Origin of the sequence: Candidatus Ishikawaella capsulata Mpkobe (assembly GCF_000828515.1) — a bacterium.
In the GTDB taxonomy this organism is placed as follows: domain Bacteria; phylum Pseudomonadota; class Gammaproteobacteria; order Enterobacterales; family Enterobacteriaceae; genus Ishikawella; species Ishikawella capsulata.
The window spans coordinates 96,637-119,162 of record NZ_AP010872.1 but is presented as its reverse complement, the minus strand read 5'-3'; the positions used below and the strand labels follow the sequence as shown (position 1 = coordinate 119,162).

Annotated in this window: 17 protein-coding genes; 6 read left to right on the top strand and 11 right to left on the bottom strand. The window is 30.2% G+C overall.

What is annotated here, in order from left to right; genetic code table 11:
• Positions 1–73: 73 nt before the first annotated feature.
• The 6 genes from trpA to ICMP_RS00450 are packed head-to-tail and all read right to left on the bottom strand — an operon-like array spanning position 74 to position 6,641.
• Complete coding sequence (gene trpA / locus ICMP_RS00475; RefSeq protein WP_041068724.1) at positions 74–886, bottom strand: tryptophan synthase subunit alpha; 813 nt, start codon at positions 884–886, stop codon at positions 74–76.
• Positions 870–2,075 carry a tryptophan synthase subunit beta gene (trpB, locus tag ICMP_RS00470; protein WP_041068723.1) on the bottom strand — a complete coding sequence of 402 codons (1,206 nt, stop codon included), beginning with the start codon at positions 2,073–2,075 and terminating at the stop codon, positions 870–872. The genes trpA and trpB overlap by 17 nt, the downstream gene beginning before the upstream one ends.
• 1 nt (position 2,076) lies before the next feature.
• Positions 2,077–3,483 carry a bifunctional indole-3-glycerol-phosphate synthase TrpC/phosphoribosylanthranilate isomerase TrpF gene (gene trpCF / locus ICMP_RS00465; RefSeq protein WP_052456797.1) on the bottom strand — a complete coding sequence of 469 codons (1,407 nt, stop codon included), beginning with the start codon at positions 3,481–3,483 and terminating at the stop codon, positions 2,077–2,079.
• A 1-nt stretch (position 3,484) separates the two neighbouring features.
• Positions 3,485–4,483: an anthranilate phosphoribosyltransferase gene (gene trpD, locus ICMP_RS03515; protein ID WP_041068722.1), complete on the bottom strand. Its 999-nt coding sequence runs from the start codon at positions 4,481–4,483 to the stop codon at positions 3,485–3,487.
• A 3-nt stretch (positions 4,484–4,486) separates the two neighbouring features.
• On the bottom strand, positions 4,487–5,074 hold the full coding sequence (locus tag ICMP_RS03510) for a glutamine amidotransferase-related protein (protein ID WP_041068721.1): 588 nt from the start codon (positions 5,072–5,074) through the stop codon (positions 4,487–4,489).
• Between the two features lies 1 nt (position 5,075).
• The gene (locus ICMP_RS00450; protein WP_041068720.1) at positions 5,076–6,641 is read right to left on the bottom strand and encodes an anthranilate synthase component 1; all 1,566 of its coding nucleotides are present in this window, start codon (positions 6,639–6,641) and stop codon (positions 5,076–5,078) included.
• Positions 6,642–7,011: 370 nt separating this feature from the next.
• Here ICMP_RS00450 and sohB point away from each other — a divergent pair, with 370 nt between their 5' ends.
• The 3 genes from sohB (at position 7,012) to acnA (ending at position 12,524) form a co-directional block, all read left to right on the top strand.
• A complete protein-coding gene (gene sohB / locus ICMP_RS00445; protein WP_041068718.1) occupies positions 7,012–8,013 on the top strand; it encodes a protease SohB in 1,002 nt (333 codons plus the stop codon).
• Between the two features lie 814 nt (positions 8,014–8,827).
• Positions 8,828–9,802 carry an HTH-type transcriptional regulator CysB gene (cysB, locus tag ICMP_RS00440; protein ID WP_041068716.1) on the top strand — a complete coding sequence of 325 codons (975 nt, stop codon included), beginning with the start codon at positions 8,828–8,830 and terminating at the stop codon, positions 9,800–9,802.
• Between the two features lie 52 nt (positions 9,803–9,854).
• On the top strand, positions 9,855–12,524 hold the full coding sequence (gene acnA / locus ICMP_RS00435) for an aconitate hydratase AcnA (protein WP_041068714.1): 2,670 nt from the start codon (positions 9,855–9,857) through the stop codon (positions 12,522–12,524).
• A 12-nt stretch (positions 12,525–12,536) separates the two neighbouring features.
• On the opposite strand, the gene ribA is transcribed toward acnA, so the two are convergent.
• On the bottom strand, positions 12,537–13,130 hold the full coding sequence (ribA, locus tag ICMP_RS00430) for a GTP cyclohydrolase II (protein ID WP_041068711.1): 594 nt from the start codon (positions 13,128–13,130) through the stop codon (positions 12,537–12,539).
• A gap of 408 nt (positions 13,131–13,538) precedes the next feature.
• On the opposite strand from ribA, the gene ICMP_RS00425 reads away from it, so the two are divergent.
• On the top strand, positions 13,539–14,033 hold the full coding sequence (locus tag ICMP_RS00425; RefSeq protein WP_158386952.1) for a phosphatase PAP2 family protein: 495 nt from the start codon (positions 13,539–13,541) through the stop codon (positions 14,031–14,033).
• 128 nt (positions 14,034–14,161) lie between these two features.
• A complete protein-coding gene (gene pyrF / locus ICMP_RS00420; RefSeq protein WP_041068708.1) occupies positions 14,162–14,881 on the top strand; it encodes an orotidine-5'-phosphate decarboxylase in 720 nt (239 codons plus the stop codon).
• Between the two features lie 64 nt (positions 14,882–14,945).
• Here the strand turns inward: pyrF and ICMP_RS00415 are convergent, their stop codons facing one another.
• The 3 genes from ICMP_RS00415 to ICMP_RS00405 all read right to left on the bottom strand — a co-directional run bounded on the left by ICMP_RS00415 (position 14,946) and on the right by ICMP_RS00405 (position 18,955).
• Complete coding sequence (locus ICMP_RS00415) at positions 14,946–16,895, bottom strand: exoribonuclease II (RefSeq protein ID WP_041068705.1); 1,950 nt, start codon at positions 16,893–16,895, stop codon at positions 14,946–14,948.
• A gap of 175 nt (positions 16,896–17,070) precedes the next feature.
• Positions 17,071–17,838, bottom strand: coding sequence for an enoyl-ACP reductase FabI (locus ICMP_RS00410; RefSeq protein WP_041068702.1), 768 nt, complete (start codon positions 17,836–17,838; stop codon positions 17,071–17,073).
• Between the two features lie 541 nt (positions 17,839–18,379).
• Positions 18,380–18,955 (bottom strand): metal-dependent hydrolase, encoded by a 576-nt coding sequence (locus tag ICMP_RS00405; RefSeq protein WP_041068699.1) that lies wholly within the window; start codon positions 18,953–18,955, stop codon positions 18,380–18,382.
• A 1,562-nt stretch (positions 18,956–20,517) separates the two neighbouring features.
• Here ICMP_RS00405 and dapE point away from each other — a divergent pair.
• The gene (gene dapE / locus ICMP_RS00400) at positions 20,518–21,645 is read left to right on the top strand and encodes a succinyl-diaminopimelate desuccinylase (protein WP_041068696.1); all 1,128 of its coding nucleotides are present in this window, start codon (positions 20,518–20,520) and stop codon (positions 21,643–21,645) included.
• A 184-nt stretch (positions 21,646–21,829) separates the two neighbouring features.
• Here the strand turns inward: dapE and bamC are convergent, their stop codons facing one another.
• Positions 21,830–22,432, bottom strand: a complete 603-nt coding sequence (bamC, locus tag ICMP_RS00395; RefSeq protein WP_158386949.1) for an outer membrane protein assembly factor BamC — start codon at positions 22,430–22,432, stop codon at positions 21,830–21,832.
• Between the last annotated feature and the right edge of the window lie 94 nt (positions 22,433–22,526).

Below are 22,526 nucleotides of genomic sequence, written 5' to 3'. Positions count from 1 at the left end.
CTGTAATCAACATATATAATACATATTAGAATTAATATTATACGCCATAAAAAATATAATATTGATTTTAAAATTATTTCTTAGTTGCTGCTTTAATCTGATTGAGGAAATTTAGTAAATTTATTAACATCTGATCTATTCCATCTCCCATAAATTGTTCAATTATGGAAATAATTGCTGAACCTAAGATAACACCATCTACTCCAGAAGATATAATACTTTTTACTTCAGTTGGTTTAGATATTCCAAATCCTTGTAATATAGGCGGAGAATTATAAATACGTAATTTTTTAATTAAATGTGGTAATAATTGTACACAAGAATTTTCTATTCCTGTTACTCCAGGACGGGAAAGTAAGTAAGTGTAATCTTGGTTAAAAGAAGCAATTTGCTTTATTAACTCTTCATGAGCATTGGGGGGACATATAAAAACTGGAGAAATAAGATTTTTAATAGCTGATTCACGAAAACTCATTGAGTATTCAATTGGTACGTCTGCCACTAGAACTGAATCAATATCAATGTAGGAACATCTGTTATAAAAATTATTTATTCCATGAGAAAAAACTAAATTGGCATAAGTTAACAAACCAATAGGCAACTGAGTATACTTTTTCCGTACTAATCTAAGTATCTCAAAACATCTTTCTACAGTAATTCCGGCATTAAAAGCACGAACTGTAGCTTTTTGGATAGTAGGACCGTCGGCTAATGGATCAGAAAAAGGAATTCCTAATTCTAAGGCATCTGCGCCTCCATTAATTAAAGTATCAATAATTTTTAAAGAGACTTCAATAGAAGGATCACCTATAATAATAAATGGTACTAAAGCACCTTCATTTGATGCTGATAAACGTTTAAAAAGTTTTTTATAACGTTGCTTCATTAAAATTTGCCTTATTTTTTAAAAAATCGCTAACTGTAACAATATCTTTGTCTCCACGTCCGGAAAGATTAACTACCAAAATTTGTTCTTTATGTGGATTTTCATGGATTAGTTTTAATGTATATGCTAAAGCGTGAGATGATTCTAAAGCGGGTAATATTCCTTCTGATTGGCAAAGTTGTTGAAATGCATTTATTGCTTCTATATCAGTAATAGAAAAATACTCAGTACGACCTATCTTATGTAAATAAGCATGTTCTGGTCCGACAGAAGGAAAATCAAGACCAGCAGAAATAGAATAAGATTCCTTAATCTGTCCTTCTTCATTTTGCATTAAAGGCGATTTCATCCCTAAATAAATACCTATAGTACCATGCTTTAATGGTGCACCATGTTCTCCAGTAGATATACCTTTGCCAGCAGGTTCTATTCCAATTAAACGGACACTTTTTTCATTTATAAAATCGGCAAACATACCTATAGCATTGGAACCCCCTCCAACACAAGCAATAATAATATCAGGTAAGCGTCCTTCTAATTCAAGAATTTGTTGTTTTGTTTCTTTACCTATTATGCGTTGAAATTCACGCACAATAGTTGGAAAAGGATGAGGTCCTGCGGCTGTTCCAAGAACATAATGAGAAGTATCATAATTTTCCGACCAATCACGCATTGCTTCATTACATGCATCTTTTAAGGTAGCATTACCACTATATACAGGAATTATTTTAGCCTTCATCAGATGCATACGAGAAACATTTAAAGATTGCCGTTTTAAATCTTTTGCGCCCATATAAATACGACATTTCATGTTGAATAAAGCGCTAGCCATGGCTATGGCAATACCATGTTGACCTGCTCCAGTTTCTGCAATAATTTCATTTTTCCCCATTTTTTTGGCCAACAGTAATTGCCCTAAAACTTGATTAGTTTTATGTGCTCCCCCATGTAAAAGATCTTCTCTTTTGAGATATATACGACTTTTAGTACCTTTGGTCAAATTACGACAAAGAGTCAATGGGGTGGGACGACCAGCATAGTATTTTAATAAATTTCGCAATTCTAGACAAAAATTAGGATTATTTTGCATATTAACAAAATATTTCTCTAGCTGATATAAAGCTGGTATCAAAATTTGCGGTACATACATACCACCGAATTCACCAAAATAAGGATTCATTAAACTCATATTATCTTCCTTCTATTTGCTGATTTCTATGAGAATTAATTAATTTATATTCCTTTAATCTATTAAATACGGCTGTAACCTTTGTTATGTCTTTCACACCTGGTCTAATTTCTACTCCTGAATTGAAATCTAGTCCAGCAGCTCCCAAATTGACAGCCTGAACACAATTATTTATGTTTAAATTACCGGCAATCATAACATTGTGTAATTTTTTATCTTTTAATAAAGACCAATTAAAGCTATGTCCAGTACCACCTTCACCATTATCAAAAATATATCGATCTATATTGGTGCCATTTAGATCGGGAACTGCATCTTTAATGCTGATCGCTTTCCATATTTTTGTATTTGTTGGTAGTGATTTACGTAATATAGTTACATAAGTATCATCTTCATTACCATGAAGCTGAATAACTGATAGATTTAATTTCATTGTTAATTTAATTATTTCAAAAATTTCGGCATTACGAAATACTCCAACATATTTTAGTGGTACGCTATTAACAATTTGCAATGCGTTATTTTTATTAACAAGGCGTAATGATCTATCCACAAAAATCAAACCTCCATAAACCGCACCTTTTTGGTAAACCATTTTTGCATCTTCAGCACTGGTTAAACCACAAATTTTGTTATCCCCAAATAATAATTTGTTTACAGCAAGATTCATATTTGGCTCAAGCATCAATGCCGAACCAATTAAAAAACCATTGACCAAATTACTCAATTTAATGATATCTTCATATTTGTTAATACCTGATTCACTAATAATTTTAATATGTTGTGGAATTTTTAAAGATAGTTTTCTTGTACGATCCAAATCTACTGATAAATCATGCAAATTTCTATTATTAATACCAATTACTTTAGCGTTTAGTTCAATAGCTCTTTTTAATTCCGCCTCATTATTTATTTCCGTTAAAATTCCTATGTTAAGTTCATGAGCTAAATTAGCTAATCGAGCATATTGTTGATTATCTAAAATAGAAAGCATCAGTAAGATAGCATCTGCCTTATGATATCTAGCTAACAAAATTTGATATGGATCAATTATAAAATCTTTGCAAAGTATAGGTTGGCTAACTAACCCACTTACAGTAGATAAAAAATCAAAATTACCATGAAAATATTTGTCTTCTGTTATTACTGAAATTACTGAAGCATATTTACTATATGTTTTTGCAATTTCATGTATATTAAATTCTTTCCTTATAATTCCGTGTGAAGGAGATGCTTTTTTACATTCTAAAATTAAGGATGTATTAATGTTGTCGAGAGCCTTATAAAAATAACGTTTAGCAGGTTGAACTATTTTAGACAACTTTTCAAAAGGAGTTTTTGCTTTGCTATCTTTAATCCATTGAATTTTATGTTTAATTATTTTGTGAAGAATATCATGATCTTGCATTTTACCTCCTTGCTGCTAACTCATTTATGCGCTCGTAAGCTTGTCCACTACGAATAACATCTAATGCATTTTTAGTATTTTGATATAAATCCTCTTTACCAAAAATTTTCATTAGCATTGCTACATTAATAGCTACTGCTGATTCATGAGCTTTATTACCTTTTCCTTGAAGTAATTTTGTAAAAATATCGAAATTTTCTTTTGGTGTACCTCCTTTAAGACTATTTTTTGGATAAAAAGGTAATCCAAAATCTTCCGGAGAAATTACATAATTAATTATTTTATCGCCATTGAGTTCAGTAACATGTGTTAAGCTATGTAAAGCTACTTCATCTATACCCCCACCATATACTACAATAGCCCGTTTATATCCCAATAACTTTAAAGTCTGAGCTATCGGTAAGGTTAATTCTCTGTTATACACTCCAATTAAAGACATAATTGGACGTGCAGGATTAATTAAGGGACCTAATATATTAAATAATGTCCGTGTTTTTAATTGCTGACGCATCGGCATAACATACTGAAATATCGGATGATACTTTTGTGTAAACAAGAAGCAAATATTTAAATTATCTAGTGCAATGCGAGATTGTTCTGCAGACATATTTAAATTAATATTAAAAGCCTGCAACAAATCCGCTGAACCAGATTTACTGGATATATTACAATTGCCATGTTTTGCAATCTTGAAACCACAAGCAGCAGCGACAAAAGCACTAGCTGTAGAAATATTAATAGTGTTGCTACCATCTCCTCCAGTTCCCACAATATCAGCAAAATTATAATCTGGACGGGAAAAATTTTGTGCTTTTTCTAATAAGGCGCTAGCAGCTCCAGCTATTTCTTCCGGAGATTCTCCACGCATCTTTATAGCAATTAGTATCGCAGTAATTTGTATTAAATTTACTTCTTTATTAATGATTGAAGTGAAAAGCTCTTGACTTTCTATATAAGTTAATGATTGGAATGAATAGAGTTTTTCCATAATAGATTGCATTTATTACTCTTCGTGTTTTAATTGTATCCAATTTAAGGCTTGTTCTAGTAGTTTATCTCCGTAAGTAGTCAGAATAGATTCAGGATGGAATTGAAAACTACAAATCCTATCCTTTTCATGACGCACAGCCATGATCATATCATTACAATATGCATTGACAACTAGTTCTGTAGGTACATTAACAGCTACTAAAGAATGATAACGGGCTACTGCTAATGGATTATTTAATCCTGAAAACATTGCTTTACCATCGTGTGTTATTTCTGAAACTTTTCCATGTAAAATTTCTCTTACTGGTCGAATATAACCACCATAAGATTCTATAATTGCTTGATGACCTAGGCAAATACCCATTATGGGAACAACCCCACGTAGGATTTTTATTAAATCCAGCATACATCCTGCTTCTGCCGGAGTGCCAGGTCCAGCTGATAGCATAAGTATTGGATTATTTAATTTATTTATATTTTCAATAATTATTGAAAGGGGCACAGTATTACGATATATTATTACCTGATGCTCTAAAATACGTAGTTGATCAACTAAATTATATGTAAATGAATCTATATTATCTAAGAGCAAGATATGCATCTTAAAAGATCTCCTTACAATTATGAGCAATGGCAATAGCATTAAGCACGGCTCGTGCTTTATTACGGCTTTCTTCAGCTTCCGCTGGCCCATAGGAATCAATAACTACTCCTGCTCCAGCTTGTACAGTAGCTACTCCATCTTCAATATACGCAGAGCGTATTACAATACAAGTATCAAAATCACCATGAGCTGTAAGATAACCTATAGCTCCACCATAACTGCCACGTCGTATACCCTCTACTTCAGATATTAATTGCATAGCACGTACTTTTGGTGCACCTGTTAAAGTTCCCATATTCATACAAGCCCTATAAGCATGCAATACATCTAGATTTTTATCTAGAGTACCAACTACACGCGATACTAAATGCATAACTACAGAATATCGGTCCACTTTAGTGAGATCTGCTAAATGACGACTTCCTGGAACACAAATACGAGCTAAATCATTACGTGCTAAATCAACGAGCATAATATGCTCTGAAAGTTCTTTGGTATTAGTACGCATTTCTAGTTCAATTTTACTATCCAAATCAGGATATAATGATCCATCTGCATGACGACCTCTAGGTCTGGTACCAGCAATAGGATATATTTCTATTTGTCGAGTATCAGAATTATATTTTAATGAGCTTTCTGGAGATGCTCCAAATAAAGTAAAATCATTATCCTGCATAAAAAACATATAGGGACTAGGATTAATCTTTTTTAATATGTCATAAGCTGCTAGGGGAGAAGGACATGGTATATAGAAACGTCGAGATGGAACTACTTGAAATATTTCTCCTCTACGAATAGCTGATTGCATACGATAAACAACATTACAATAATCTTCATCAGTTTGATTACATCTTAATGTCATGTGTTTTATACTTTCTACCGGTAATGGTTTTATAGGTTTTACCATTTCATTACTTAGCTGTTCTACACGCATTTTTAATCTATGCATTTCACTCATAGAAGGTAGGAAAACAGTTGCTTGTAAATTAGCCTGACATTTTTGATGATCTATAATAAGAAGTGTTTCAGCTAGATAAAAACAGTAATCCGGACAACGTTGTTCACTAGGTAATAACGGTAAATTTTCAAAATTAGCTACTAAATCATAAGCGAATAATCCACCTAAAAGTATTGCTTCTTGTTTATTTTCTACTGGTGCAATTAATTTAGGAATTAAACGTAATATATCAAATACTGAAGATGATTTTAGAATAGAGTCTTCATCTTGTAGTTTTTCTAAACGAGGAAATGTTATTTCTCTTTCTCTGTAAGAAGTTTTTATCTCAATAACATTTCCAGGTAATCTAACGTCTAATAAAGAAAGTAAATCACTTCCATTTTTTGATAGTGCTTCTACTCGTACAACATTATTTCTTGCAGTAATACGTAATGCGCTGTCTATTATCAAGATACTTTTTAGATTACGTTTACTATTAATATCAGCCGATTCTAGTAATAATGTAGCTGCACGTTCACCACATAGCTGATAAAATACATTAGCAGGATCTTCACGATAACTTATATTTTTAGTAATTAATTGTACGGTAGTTTGATTATTACACATAATTAATTTTCTGAAATTTGTTTAATAATTCACTGGCATATAATTTTGGAGCGTATATCATGAATTAATGATGAGAATCTTACTAAGATCTGAGATTCATAATTACAATATAAAACATTAATAAGATACATTACTTAACTATATATAAGAAGATGTCAATCTTATTTTAAGACATATAATTATTTGTATTCTTACAACAAGAATTTTAATATAATATATGTTATTTTATAATCTTTTTAAGAAGGAGTTGATCTAAGATCAATAACACGATTTTATATATCGTAAAAATAAAAATTATAAGTTACAATATATTGTATATTCCTCACTACATTCGAATAGCATTCTTTATATTTTTATATAGGTAGGTATAATGAAGTTACTGATTCTTTATGGATTATTTTGTGTAAAAACTGTTACAGTAATATTTATTATTGTTATATGTTTTATATTAATTATGAATATTTTTCAGCGCAATAAAATTCCAGATGAGGAGTTAAGCTTAACTAGCTTAAGCGATAATTATCAAAAAATGAAGGAACAAATGCAACTAGTTAAGATGAATCCATATGAGCAAAAACGATGGTTAAAACAGAAGAAGAAAGAAGAGAAAAGAAAAAATAAAGATTATAAACAAAATAACAGTAGTCCAGCGATACCTACTCTATATGTGATCGATTTTACAGGAGATATATATGCTTCTCAGGTTAATTCTTTAAGAAAAGAAATATCAGCAATTCTTGCTGTTGCAAACACAGGGGATGAAGTGGTACTGCGTTTAGAAAGTTCCGGTGGAATAGTACATGGATATGGATTGGCTTCTTCACAATTACAAAGAATTCGTAATGCTGGGTTACGTTTAACTACTACCGTAGATAAAATAGCTGCTAGTGGTGGATATATGATGGCATGTGTAGCAGATAGTATTGTAGCAGCACCATTTGCCATTATTGGTTCAATTGGAGTAGTATCTCAGTTTCCTAATTTTCATCGTTTATTAAAACGTAATAATATTGATATCGAATTGCATACTGCGGGACAATATAAACGTACTTTAACACTATTTGGCAAAAATACTCCAGATGATAGGAAAAAATTTCGTGAAGACTTATGTGAAATTCACAAATTATTTAAATCATTTGTGCATGAAATGAGACCGACTTTAGATATTGATAGAGTAGCTAATGGAGACCATTGCTATGGAAAACAAGCGTTATCAGAAGGTTTAATTGATGTTATTGCTACTAGTGATGAATTTATAATTAATTCTATGAAAAACTTTAACGTTATAAAAGTACAATATGTACCTCCTAAAAAAACCTTGTTTCAACGTATTTCACATAGCATGAATATATTCATGGAACATTTTTTTTAGTCTGTATCACCTCATTAATTTATATTTAATTTTTAGAGTACACAGATGAATCATTTAATTACCTCTTATTGAGATCTAGCTTCTGTTGTTTAAATTATGAATAATGTTTTTGTTATCGTTTAATATCATATAAATACTAAAAAACTAAGAGTAAAGTATACGCTGCTAAAATAGTAAGTTTATTTATTACTTATATCATAAATTTCTTTTTATTATAGTAGAATAAAGATAATTGAATTAAAAATTTAAAAATTAGGTTGTCTGATTATTAATTCATTTGTAAAAATTATACTCTGCCAAAGCAGGTGCAATTTATTGTATTCAATTAATCATATGATACCCACCACAACTATCAATATTTAGCATAGCAATAGCGATTTATTAAACAGCACATAATATGAATTATCTCCTGGTATGAAGAATATTAAATATATAAATTTAAAAATAACAAATCAACATGTTGATCACTATCATTTTAATTAGGAATATGTATTAATAAATTTTGTTAAAACATTATGCCTATTTACTTGGAATAAAAAGTTAGTCCAGTATTTTTAGCTACTAGTACCCCAAAATAAAACTACAGTATATTACTGCAAAAAATAAAGTGTAAAAATAACTGATTTAATGTTTCTATTGATAATTATCAATAGAAACATAAAAACGTAATGTATTAAATTTCAATATTTGTCTTGATTTAAAAATTATCTTTTATTACAGATACTTACAAAAAGTAAAGAAATTTTTCTATCTATTTTATAAATAACTCCTAATTGAGGAGTATAGTTAGCTTTACAGTAGCAGGATACAATATATGAAACTGCAACAGTTACGTTATATAGTAGAAGTAGTTAATCATAATCTTAACGTTTCTTCCACTGCTCAAGGACTTTATACCTCACAACCTGGAATAAGCAAACAAATACGCATGCTGGAAGATGAATTGGGAGTACAAATTTTTGCTCGTACAGGTAAACACTTAACACAAATTACACCAGTCGGTAAAGATATTATACGTGTTGCACGTGAAGTGCTTTTGAAAGTTGATGCAATAAAATCTGTTGCAGGAGAATATACAGGGCCAGATAAAGGTTCTTTGTATGTTGCTACTACTCATACACAGTCACGTTACATCTTACCTCAAGTTATTAAAGGATTTATAAGCCGTTATCCATATGTATCATTACACATGCATCAAGGATCACCAATACAAATAGCGGAAACAGTTTTAAAAGGGAATGCAGATTTTGCTATTGCAACAGAATCCCTATATCTATATAATGATTTAGTTATGCTGCCATGTTATCATTGGAATCGTACCATTGTAGTTACTCCAAATCATCCTTTAGCAAAAAAACAACAGATCTCTATACAAGATTTAGCACAATTTCCCCTAGTGACTTATAATTTTGGTTTTACCGGTAGATCTGAATTAGATGCTGCTTTTAATCAAGTAGGGTTGACTCCTCGTATCGCATTTACAGCCACAGATGCAGATGTCATAAAAACATATGTCTGTCTTGGTTTAGGAGTAGGGGTTATTGCTAGTATAGCAATTAATCCTGTTTCCGATATTAATCTAGTATTTATTAAAGCTTCAGATATTTTTATTAAAAGTACTACAAAAATAGGATTTCGTCGTACTACCTTTTTACGAGGTTATATGTATGATTTTATTCAAAGATTTGCCCCTCATCTAACTAGAGAAGTAGTAGATACAGCAATTAGTTTAAGATCTAATCAAGAAATTGAATGTATGTTTAAAGATATTGAACTTCCTGTGAAGTAACCTGTGGTATATTGTATATTATATTTAATGATTGTCAATTAAAGGAGTAGTTATGTCTTTAACATTACGTGAACAGAGTAAAAAGATATTAACAGTATATAAGGATAAATATTACTTTTATAGTCTTCTTACTGCTGCTCAGAAAATAGGAAATATCGATTATTTACCTAAATCATTAAAAATAATATTAGAAAATTTAATTCGTTGGCAGGATGGGGATTTGGTTACTATAGAGGATATAGAAGCATTAGTAATGTGGCAAAAAGATGCTCATTTAGAAAGAGAAATAGGATTTCATCCAGTACGTGTTTTAATGCAAGATTTTACTGGCATACCAGCTGTATCTGATTTGGCTGCAATGAGAGAGGCTGTTAAACGTCTTGGAGGAGACATGAAAAATGTTAATCCTTTATCATTAGTAGACTTAGTTATAGATCATTCAGTAGTTGTAGATAGATGTGGTGATAATAATGCTTTTAACGAAAATGTAAAATTAGAAATGAAAAGGAATAAGGAACGTTATGCTTTTTTACAATGGAGTCAGAAAGCTTTTAATAATTTAAGAGTTGTCCCTCCGAGCACTGGTATATGTCATCAGATAAATTTAGAATATTTAGGAAAGACTGTTTGGTCTAGTGTTTCTAACGGTGAAAGATTAGCTTATCCTGATACATTAGTTGGCACTGATTCACATACTACTATGATAAATGCTATGGGAATATTAGGTTGGGGAGTAGGTGGGATTGAAGCAGAAGCTGCTATATTAGGACAACCAGTATCAATGTTAATTCCTGATGTCGTTGGTTTTAAAATTACAGGAAAGTTGCGTCCAGGTATTACTGCCACTGATTTAGTATTAACTGTAACTCAAATGCTCCGAAGTCATGGTGTAGTTGGTAAATTTGTTGAATTTTATGGAGATGCATTAATACATTTACCTCTAGTAGACAGAGCTACAATTGCTAATATGACTCCAGAATATGGGGCTACTTGTGGTTTTTTTCCTATAGACCAAATAACTTTAGATTATATGAGCTTAACTGGTAGAAATCGTACACAAGTTGATTTAGTAGAAAAGTATGCAAAAGCTCAGGGTATATGGCGAAATTCTGGAGATGAACCGATTTTTACCAGCACATTATCATTAGATATGTATGATGTAGAATCAAGTATAGCTGGACCGTGTAGACCTCAAGATAGAATACCCTTGCATCAAGTACCTTCAATTTTTAAAAATTTTAAAAATAACCTAATAAATAAAAATATTATACCATATAAAACTAAAAAAAATAGCCTAAAATATAAATTGTATCATGGTGCAATAGTTATTGCTGCTATTACTTCATGCACAAGCACATCTAATGCTAATATGTTGATGACAGCAGGATTATTAGCTAAAAAAGCTGTACACATGGGGTTGAAACGTAAACCTTGGGTTAAAGCTTCTTTAGCGCCCGGTTCAAAAGTAGTGTCTAATTATCTCAATAAAGCAGGTCTTACACCTTACTTAGATACATTAGGTTTTAATTTAGTGGGATATGGATGCACAACATGTATTGGTAATACAGGTGCCTTATTAGATAATATTGAAGATATTATTAAAGAACACAACTTGGTAGTAAGTGCTATCCTTTCAGGAAACCGTAATTTTCCAGGTCGCATACATCATTTAATTCAAACTAATTGGTTAGCTTCACCACCTTTAGTTATTGCTTATGCTTTAGCTGGCAATATCAAAATTAATTTAATCAAAGATCCGCTAGGAGAAGATAGAACAGGAAAACCTATTTATCTAAAAGATATTTGGCCTTCTCCGGAAGAAATAGCTGATGCGGTAAATTTATTAAATAATGATATGTTTCGTTTTGAATATTCCGATATATTTAAAGGTACTAAAGAATGGCAGCAGATTAATGTAACCAGAAAAATAGAAAATTATAATTGGGATGAAAATTCTACTTATATTCGTTTATCCCCTTTTTTTAATAAAATGCAAAAACAAATCCAACCTATTAAGGCAATTTGTAATTCTAGGGTACTTGCTATATTAGGTGATTCAATCACAACAGATCATATTTCTCCAGCAGGAAATATAAGCGTAGATAGTCCGGCAGGATTATATCTGTTATCTAAAGGTGTTAAAATGAGTGATTTTAATTCTTATGGATCACGTAGAGGAAATTATGAAGTCATGATACGCGGTACTTTTGCTAATGTTCGTTTACGTAATGAAATAGTGCCTAATAAAGAAGGAGGTTACACTAAACACTTTCCTAGTGGAGAATTACTCACCATTTATGATGCTGCAATGAAGTATCAAAAAAATAATATTCCTCTTATTATAATAGCAGGTAAAGAATACGGCTGTGGATCAAGTCGTGATTGGGCAGCGAAGGGACCTTTATTACAAGGGGTGTATGTAGTTATAGCGGAATCATTTGAAAGAATTCATAGGTCTAACTTAATTGGAATGGGAATACTACCATTAGAATTTCCTAAAGGGGTTACTAGAAAGACTCTTCAGTTAACTGGAGAAGAATATTTTGATATTATTGATTTGGATAAGATAAAAATAAGATCTAATGTAACTGTCAACATAAAAAGTAATAGTAATACATTAAAAGAAATAATAAAAGTTAATTGTTGTATTTATACCGACAAGGAATTGAATTATTATCGTAATGGGGGAATTTTACATTACGTAATACGTAATATACTATAAAATATATAGTAATCATTTTTTTGGAATTATATGACCTAATTTGGTTATTTTTGTATCAATATAATGTGAATTATGCGAAGTGCGACCTACAACTAATGGCACACGTTCAATAATATTAATTCCTGCTGATTTGAGAATTTCTACTTTGCGAGGATTATTAGTTAATAATCTAATTTTATTAATGCTGAGCAATTTAAACATATCTGCACAGAGAGTAAAATCCCGTTCATCAGCAGCGAAACCTAATTGATGATTTGCTTCTACTGTATCATAACCAGCATCTTGTAAGGCATATGCTCTAATTTTATTAAGTAATCCTATGTTACGTCCTTCTTGACGATGATAAATAAGAACACCACATCCTTCCATAGCAATAGCATTTAAAGCTGCTTTTAATTGAAAACCACAATCACATCTTAAACTAAATAAAGCATCTCCTGTTAAACATTCCGAATGTATACGAGCCAACACATGGCATTGATAATTAATATCTCCATAAACTAATGCAATATGATTGTTACCTGTTGATAACTCTTCAAACCCGATCATCAGAAAATCTCCCCATGGAGTTGGTAGTTTAGTTTTTGCCACTTTTTTAATTTGCATTTAACTATTATCCAAAAAAATCCATTAGCAATTATGATCATATTAGAATTACTACTTTTAGTAAACTAGAATTTAGTATTCCATAATATGGTTAACATGAAAATATCTTAAATAATTTGATTAATAAATGAAAAGTTAATTTTATAGGTCATCAAAAGAAGAAAAATGTATAAAACAGTTAGATATACAGTTAGCAGTGTAATTTTACTATTGTTACTACCATTGATCGTTTGGTTTTCTCAATGGAAATGGGAATTTAAAGATAGTGCATTTTTAATAAGATTTTTTTATTTTATAACAGAAACTGTGAATACTCCGTGTAGTATATTAATTAGCATATTATTGAGTATTTACATAGTACGTTGTTTGCAACTTTGTTTCAAAAGTGCTTTTTTATTAATAATAATAATGAACAGTATAATTATAACAGGTCAGCTTACTAAACATTTTATTAAAGAACAAATAAAAGAACCACGCCCTTATATGATATGGTTGTCAAAAATACATAATTTTGATAAAAGAATATTTCATCATCTTAGAAGAGATGAAGTGACTAATATAGTTTCAATTATGTTATCCCAAGATACTCAAATACCTAGATGGTTAAAAAATTATTGGATTCAAGAAAGCAGTTTTTCATTTCCTTCTGGTCATTCTATTTTTGTAACTACTTGGTCTCTATTAGCTACTATATTACTTTGGCCTCGTCGCTACATTAAAACTGTTGTATTTCTGTTTTTATGGGCTGATGCAGTGATGGCTAGTAGGCTTTTTTTAGGAATGCATTGGTCTTGGGATCTAATTTTTGCGATATTGTTATCATGGTTATTAATTATTGCATTTACGTGTATTAAAATTGTTTCTTCTTTTTTTTTAATAAAAAATTATGAACAAGATTTTTGATATGAATAATCTGAATTAGAGGTACTAACAGTATTCTTCTTAAAAAATAAAAATAATTATTTTTTAACATTAAAATAAATGATTATATAAGTTAAAATAATTTTTTTCGATAAACAATAAAATTAAATATGACTAATTTACATAAAAAAAACAATTCTCCCGTTATTCTTGCTCTTGATTATAAGAATTTAAATGAAACATTATCTTTGGTTGATTGCATTGATCCTGAGAGCTGCAGACTAAAAGTAGGCAAAGAAATGTTTACTTTATTTGGACCTTACTTAGTAAAGCTTTTACAAGAAAGAGGTTTTGAAGTTTTTCTTGACTTAAAATTTTACGATATACCTAATACTACGGGACGAGCTGTAGCAGCAGCAGCAGAATTAGGAGTATGGATGTTAAATCTTCATGCTAATGGTGGAACTCGTATGATGAATACTGCACGTAAAATATTGGATTCTTTAGGTAAAGATGCGCCTAAACTAATTGCTGTCACTATACTAACAAGTATGGAAAAACAAGATTTATATGAAATAGGAATTCATTCTACACCATTTGAACATGCTGAACGACTTGCGCGACTCGCATATGAATGCAATTTAGATGGAGTTGTATGTTCTCCTAAAGAAGCTAATCACTTTAAGCAGATATTTGGTAAGGATTTTATATTAGTTACTCCAGGAATACGTTTCATTAATAGTGATATGGATGAAGATGATCAGCGTCGTATTATGACACCTCAACAAGCTCATTTATCTGGTGCAGACTATATAGTAGTTGGTCGTCCGGTTACAGAATCGACTAATCCAATATTTACTTTAACATCTATTATAAACTCCTTTAAATAATATAATAACATCATATAGATGAATGTATCTATTCATTTGTAGTCATTATCTAATAATCAGATTATTAGATAAAAGCACACACAGGACGTGCAATAATGCTACGATCTTCTCTTCGTACTTCATCAATTGATACTTTAATCATATCAGATATACGATAAATAATTTCATTTTTAATAAGTACCGTACCATTTTCATAACTATAAGTTAATTCATTAGGTATATCATGAATAAATAATTTAGGAATAAACGCAGAGGCACCATTTTCTAACAAGCGGATTCGCATGCCACTACGTGCAACATCTATAATTTCCGCAGTGAATTTTTTTTGTGTACCAGCAAATCGAGATAAAAAATCAGCATATAACCAATCTGTAATATCTCTTTCTGCCAAGCGATTAAGACGACGCATTTCGCTTATTTTAGTTGTTAATGTTTCTGCCGGACAGATTGTTTTTTCACCCTTAATAATTATTTTTAGCAAACGATGATTTATCATATCTCCATATTTACGAATAGGAGAAGTCCAAGTTGCATAACATTCTAACCCCAAAACAAAATGTGGTCCTGGTTTTGTGGTTATTTCTGTAGACGATTGAAAACGTCTTATAAGGCTCTCAAGATATCTCGTAGGTTGTTCATTAAGTTTACGCTTAAGTAAACAGAATCCTTCTAATGTTCTAATATTGTTAGTATCTACGATAATACCATGTGCTGCAAGCAAAGATGATACCTGCTCAGCTTTAACTGCATCAAAACCAGTATGCACATTATATACTCCGAATCCTAGATTTTCATAAAGTACTTTAGCAGCACATATGTTAGCAACTATCATAGCTTCCTCAATCATACGATTAGCGATACGACGAGGTTCAGCAATGATATCTGTTACTTCATTTTTTTTATTTATAATAAATCGATAATCAGGACGATCATGAAAAACTAACGCATGATCTTGACGCCATTTCTTACGTATTAGGCAAAGATCATGTAATAAGTGAAGTTGGCTAGCTATTTGATCATTGGGAGGTACCCAATTACCTGATTTTTCTAACCAATCAGAAACATTATTATAAGCTAATTTAGCTTTTGATGTAATCCATGCAGTAAAAAAAATTATCTCATGGGAAATAGTTCCATCTCTATTAACGATAACAGAGCAAACCAATACTGGACGAGGCACATGTGGATGTAATGAACAAATATTATCAGAAATTTCTCTTGGTAGCATCGGAATATTGAAACCAGGTAAATAATTAGTAAAAGCACGTTGAGCAGCTATTTTATCTAATTTACTTCCTTCTGAAATGTAAGCAGTAGGGTCAGCAATAGCCACATTTAAACGTAGTTTCCCATCAGATATTTCTTCAACATAAACTGCATCATCCATATCTTCAGTATTACTATTATCTACTGTTATGAAATTAATATCAGTCAAATCTTTACGAATAAGATGATCATTGTATAATTCTACATTTTCCGCTTTAGGAGCATGACGTTCCAAATTATAACGAGATAAAGTCACCCACCAAGGTACTAAAGAATCATCTTCTCTCACTATAAATTCCGTTAATTCTGCATACAAGCCACAATTATCTTTTAAGGGATGTTTACGGATTTCAGCAATAGCCCAGTCTCCTATCTTAAAATTATGCTGTAAATTTGTCGCGACCTGACAAGGAATAATATGTTGTTTTACTATAGGATGATCAGGAATAATAAAAAAGTTATTTTCTTTTTTTTGAATAACTTTGCCAATAAACCTTTTTAAAAAAGATTCAATTAATATTTCTGGTTCAGCTATTTCACGCTTTTCCTCGCTAGTATGAATAACAGCAATAATACGATCACCATGAATGACTTTTTTCATGTTTGTTGGAGGAATGAAATAGTTTTTTTTGCTATTAGCTTCAAGAAAACCAAAATTTTTAGTACATTTTACTACACCTTCTACACGTGGCATTTTAGCGTTTAGTTGTTTTTTGAGCTGTTTGAGTAATGGATTACCCTGTAACATATTTTATTTATTAGTGTTGGAGTTAAGAATAAATAATATAATTAATATTATATAGCTACAATATAAGTACTATATACTATTTAAATTACATTATCAATTTGAATATGACTTTAATTATATTAACTTAATAATCTTATGAAAGTAATTATTATTTATGATAATAAAGCAATTTATTTTAAAAAGCAATATTAAAACCCCCATCTACGTGTATTACTTCCCCCGTTATCCCAAGAGCTAATTCAGAAACTAAAAATGCAGCAGTATTACCTATATCTTCAATACTAACATTTCTATGTAGAGCTGTTCTTGGTGTGTATTCAGCTAACATTTTACGAAAATTTTTGATAGCACTAGCTGCTAAAGTGCGTATTGGCCCGGCAGAAATAGCATTAACACGAATGCCATCAGGACCCAGAGCATGAGCCATATAACGCACATTAGCTTCTAAAGATGCTTTTGCTGGACCCATAACATTATAAAATGGAACAGCACGTTCAGATCCTAAATAAGATAATGTAAGAAGAGATCCACCTTTATTAATCATACTACGAGATTCTCTAGCCATTGCCACAAAACTATAAGAACTAATTTCCTGAGCAATTTTAAAACCTTCTCTAGTAACATTATTTACATAATCACCAACAAATTGATCACTAGGAGCAAAAGCAATGGAATGCACAAAACCATCAAATTTATTCCAAAACTCAGATAGTTTACAAAAAAAATCTTTTATACTTGTATCGTTTGATACATCACATGGTAATATAATTTCTGATCCTACTATTTTAGCACATTCTTCTACACGTATTCTTAATCTATTATTTTCATAAGTAAAACCTAATATAGCCTTTTGCTTATGCATAGCTTGCGCAATACCCCAAGCAATAGATTGCTTATTAGCAATACCAGTAATTAAAATACGTTTTCCAGAAAGAAAACCCACAATATTTTCCTTGATGTTAAATATTTATAGTAAAATACTATATTTAATCATATACATAGATGTATGCATATTTTTATATATATAAAAATTATATTAGATGAATTGTAGGATTTTTAATAGCATTATTTTGTTTACCTATAAGTATATAGCAGATGCTAGATATCTAATGTTTCTTATTAATATATAAATAAACAACCCACTTTGATTAACTTTACATTATAATCATCCTGATACTTCCTCTGGAAAATTGGCAAATTTCTAAACTTGAGATATTATGACAAGCAGTTTCATCTATTTATTTTCCATACTGAAGAACTGCTATAAAAAGATAATGATCTTTATCATAGTATCCGCTTGTATCGTAAATAGCCATTTCATCCAGTTTACCTGCAACTGGACAAGGTTTTCTATCTACTAGTTTAATATGGTGAAAAATTACTTAAAAATTTTTATAAAATAAATACGATTTATAATTTATCGTGTCTACTTAATGTTAGGTTTAACTATTAAATAATTCTTGTTCCAGAGAGATAACTCTTAATTATATATTAATTAAATGGTTAATGCTATTATGAAAATAATTAAACAAAGGTTTTATGAAAAATAAATTTATATTTGTAGGAGCACAGAAAGCATAACTTATAAGTAAGAAACATAGAATACGCTCAAGTTCAATCTGATAATTTGTTTTGGTTTTTAGTAAAGGCAAACTGCATCTCCAACGACATGGCCAAAATAAAGGCACTCCAGCTGAAGTTAACATATCAGCCATAATATGACTAAGATATCCTATAATCATTCCCTGAATTACATCAAGTGGCATCAACCATTTGGGAAACGAATATAACCAATATAAACACAACCATAACAATACTATACACAATAAACTATGGGTAAAACCACGATGTCCGCAAACTCGCGCTATTGGTATAGATAACCATCTAATTCTTTGACCAATTACAGAATTCTTATGATCAATATCTGGTAGCAAACAAGTCAAAAGAGCTGCTGGAAGCAAATGCCACCAATCAGCATTGACGAGCAATACGGCTAATATAGCACGCTTAGCAAAAATAGTAATAGCAATAGCAAAAATAATATGACCTTGAGCTGTCATGATAAATTCTCAATAAATCTGTCAACTTACGAGTAATAAATTATATCAACTTATTATAAATGTTTAATTATATAATTAATCAGCAAATGCTAAGAGCAGACTTCAATATACATGAAAATTTATTTTGCGTGGGTAAAAATAATTAAAGTTCAATTTTATTGAAACCTTAATTAAAAAGATAAAAAACTCATAATATAAGCATATTATGCTAAATTTTTTAAGATAAATTATCTAGTTTAGATGTTCATTCATATCTGGTGTATTTATTAATAAAGTTTATGAATAATTGACACACGTTTACGTATAAAAAACATTATAAAATTAGCATTAGCACAATACACCAATGCATCGCAGAAATAATATAAGTGATTAGGATCATCCAATTTAATATAGCAAATATGTAATTTCTTACTTATTTTACGGCTGGTCTAAAACAAAATAACAAAAATTTAGTAGAATTTAATTCTATTAAAAATTAATATAACATAAAGTACTCCAAGCTTGGGAAAAAAGTAACAAAGGCACTGTGATCCAACTCAAAGGGCAGTATAAACCAACTTATATAAAAAAGATAAGCACAAAATTATAGTATTAATTGCCCTACTACATCAGCTGCAATTCCTACTAACTCAATTCAAGCAAAATCCAAAAGCAATCCATGCTTTCAAAAAATATGTTTTCAGTCAATAAATACAAGTTGCCGGGATTACCATATAATAACTAACCACTACTTAAAAAGACTCAGCTTACTTACTACCATAAATAAAATAATTATATTAATTGCAGAAAACAAAAACCTTTCGGCAAATCATATTCAATAAATCCTTAATAAGGCAAAGCTATTAATAATTGCGGTCTCGTCTTAAAATAATGCCAGTAATTTACATAAATTGCTATACATGTGATATCAAAAATTCCTGTCAGGGCCAAGTTCATAAAGTATATAAATCAAGTCTCATACGAAGCTTTTTCACCATAAAAATCCCTGGCGTAATAAACAAAACTACCCAATCGATGGAAGATGTAACATTAGCTATTCTAAAGCAGTACGATAAAACAGCAAAACATACCATAAATTAGATAAATTATGGTTGAAGTTGGTCCAGCTACTTGTAATCGAACTACCTAATAAAAAAAATGTCACGTACTAATAGCTATTATTATTTGTAATTAATCACTCACATCCCGTGAGCTTAACCAACGTCAGCAAGTAATGCTTCTGTTTTTTCAATTATTTTCTATTTTAGTAAAATAAATAACTGTAGTATTAAATATCGCATATATCTGTAGATTAATTTTTAATTAATATGCATTATTATAGATATTTTAAATAAATATATCTATATATTTGATTATAAGCCTTCATCATTTAATTCATTGTGAGGAGCTTTTTAGCATATAAACGTTGTATTTAAAAATTACATATTTTATTAAAAATGATACTATTTTAAATAAATTAAATTAAACTTAAATCTATGTAGGTTGTTAAAATAATAGTTAATTATAGATTATTAATCTTTTAATATAAAGTATATTTAGTTGTATTTGGGGAATCAGAAAATATGTTTTGTCCAGTTATTGCACTTGCACAGCAATTAATTAGTCGCCCATCTCTTAGTCCTAACGATGCTGGATGTCAGAAATTATTAATAAAACGATTAGAAGCCATAGGTTTTCAAATAGAAATAATAAATATTGGTAATACCAATAATTTTTGGGCAACTCACGGAATAGGAGAAACTCTAGTTTTTGCAGGGCATACTGATGTAGTTCCTCCAGGTGATGTTAGTATTTGGAAGCATCCTCCATTTGAACCAGTGATATTAGATGGGATGCTATTTGGTAGAGGTGCAGCTGATATGAAAGGTTCTCTTGCAGCTATGGTGGTTGCTGCAGAATCTTTTGTAAAAAAATATCCTAATCATAAAGGACGTCTTGCATTTTTAATTACTTCCGATGAGGAAACTAGTGCTATTAATGGAACATTAAAAGTAATAGAACGTCTGATCGCTAAGAAAGAAAAAATAGAATATTGTATTATTGGAGAACCTTCTAGTATAGAAATAATAGGAGATGTAATAAAAAACGGCAGACGTGGTTCTATAACAGGTAACTTAACTATCCATGGTATTCAGGGTCATGTAGCTTATCCACATTTAGCAGATAATCCCATACATCGGGGAATACCATTATTAAATTCACTTATTAAGATTGAATGGGATAAAGGCAATTCATTTTTCCCGCCTACCAGTATGCAAATTTCAAATATACAATCTGGTACTGGTCAGAATAATATAATTCCAGGTAGCTTATTTGTTCAATTTAATTTTAGATTTGGTACTGCATTAAGCTCTAAACAAATTTGTCAACGGGTAGAGGAACTCTTTAATAGTTATAAATTACATTATACTATTGATTGGCATATTTCCGGACAACCTTTTCTGACTACGCATGGTAAATTAATTGATGCTGTAATAAGTTCAGTTGTCTATTATAACAAGAAAAAACCTCAATTACTTACTACGGGTGGTACATCAGATGGTCGTTTTATTAATTACATAGGTGCACAAATAGTAGAATTAGGTCCAGTTAATGCAACTATCCATAAAATTAATGAATTTGTGAGAGTTTCTGATTTACAAAGATTAAGATTGATGTATCAAAAAATTATAGAAACATTAATCGCTTAATATTTTCAATATGTATCTTGTAAGATAATATATTTTATATAGTAGTTAGAAGGCTGCAATTTAATGGCAGCACTTGTTCTTTTTATTACTCTGATTTTCAATCATTTAACACAACCAAGAATAAATTTCTGTACAACATTTACAAAAATACAAATTAGTATTTAATACTATTTATGAAATTATATCATTTCATATATTGTGCATAATATATTCTATTGAGTCCTTTGCTTATTTCATTCATCATTAAAGCATTATATTTGTGTCTTTGTATTGCAGATGTAATCGATTTTTGGTAACTTTGTAAGTCGATTAATTTTAAAATCAATATTTGTTTATTATTTTGCACTTTCAAAGTAATTTTATACTTACTATGATATGGAATATACTCAGGAATTTTCCAAGTAATCCAAGAAGTTGTTAATTGTTGATTAATATTATCTACATAAATTGGAACATTTCGATACTTCATCACTTTAATTATGTTATTCCATAAAGAATTACAATATCCATCAATCAACACTTCATATGTATCATCTGCAGAATCAATATATTCACCGTTAATAAGTTTTAGTAATTGCATTGGAGGTCGTATATCTAATTTGTCTGCTAATTCCTCTGGTTTTACTATGTTGGATACCTGAATTTTTTTATTTTTTATTTTTAAACTAAAATCTTTAGGTATATTTAATTCTTGTAATTCATCAGTCTTCTGATTGAGTAAGTATTGTCTATTAGTATCAATATCTGCTCTGTAGGTGTAGCTGTAGAAATCTCCTATGTGCATCATAGTCAGAAATATTTTGCAAAATATGATCAGTTGAGTTAGTATTTTCCTCTTATAAATCATAGACGATATGATTTTTCCAATCACATTTTTTCCA

What these genes read in the sequence shown, in the direction of transcription:
- trpD (WP_041068722.1), bottom strand. Translation starts at nt 4,483, where the DNA reads ATGCAATCTATTATGGAAAAACTCTATTCATTCCAATCATTAACTTAT.
- ICMP_RS00450 (WP_041068720.1), bottom strand. Translation starts at nt 6,641, where the DNA reads ATGTGTAATAATCAAACTACCGTACAATTAATTACTAAAAATATAAGT.
- trpCF (WP_052456797.1), bottom strand. Translation starts at nt 3,483, where the DNA reads ATGCAAGATCATGATATTCTTCACAAAATAATTAAACATAAAATTCAA.
- ribA (WP_041068711.1), bottom strand. Translation starts at nt 13,130, where the DNA reads ATGCAAATTAAAAAAGTGGCAAAAACTAAACTACCAACTCCATGGGGA.
- trpA (WP_041068724.1), bottom strand. Translation starts at nt 886, where the DNA reads ATGAAGCAACGTTATAAAAAACTTTTTAAACGTTTATCAGCATCAAAT.
- ICMP_RS03510 (WP_041068721.1), bottom strand. Translation starts at nt 5,074, where the DNA reads ATGCATATCTTGCTCTTAGATAATATAGATTCATTTACATATAATTTA.
- bamC (WP_158386949.1), bottom strand. Translation starts at nt 22,432, where the DNA reads ATGATGCACATAGGAGATTTCTACAGCTACACCTACAGAGCAGATATT.
- trpB (WP_041068723.1), bottom strand. Translation starts at nt 2,075, where the DNA reads ATGAGTTTAATGAATCCTTATTTTGGTGAATTCGGTGGTATGTATGTA.
- acnA (WP_041068714.1), top strand. Translation starts at nt 9,855, where the DNA reads ATGTCTTTAACATTACGTGAACAGAGTAAAAAGATATTAACAGTATAT.
- dapE (WP_041068696.1), top strand. Translation starts at nt 20,518, where the DNA reads ATGTTTTGTCCAGTTATTGCACTTGCACAGCAATTAATTAGTCGCCCA.
- ICMP_RS00405 (WP_041068699.1), bottom strand. Translation starts at nt 18,955, where the DNA reads ATGACAGCTCAAGGTCATATTATTTTTGCTATTGCTATTACTATTTTT.
- ICMP_RS00415 (WP_041068705.1), bottom strand. Translation starts at nt 16,895, where the DNA reads ATGTTACAGGGTAATCCATTACTCAAACAGCTCAAAAAACAACTAAAC.
- ICMP_RS00425 (WP_158386952.1), top strand. Translation starts at nt 13,539, where the DNA reads ATGAACAGTATAATTATAACAGGTCAGCTTACTAAACATTTTATTAAA.
- pyrF (WP_041068708.1), top strand. Translation starts at nt 14,162, where the DNA reads ATGACTAATTTACATAAAAAAAACAATTCTCCCGTTATTCTTGCTCTT.
- sohB (WP_041068718.1), top strand. Translation starts at nt 7,012, where the DNA reads ATGAAGTTACTGATTCTTTATGGATTATTTTGTGTAAAAACTGTTACA.
- cysB (WP_041068716.1), top strand. Translation starts at nt 8,828, where the DNA reads ATGAAACTGCAACAGTTACGTTATATAGTAGAAGTAGTTAATCATAAT.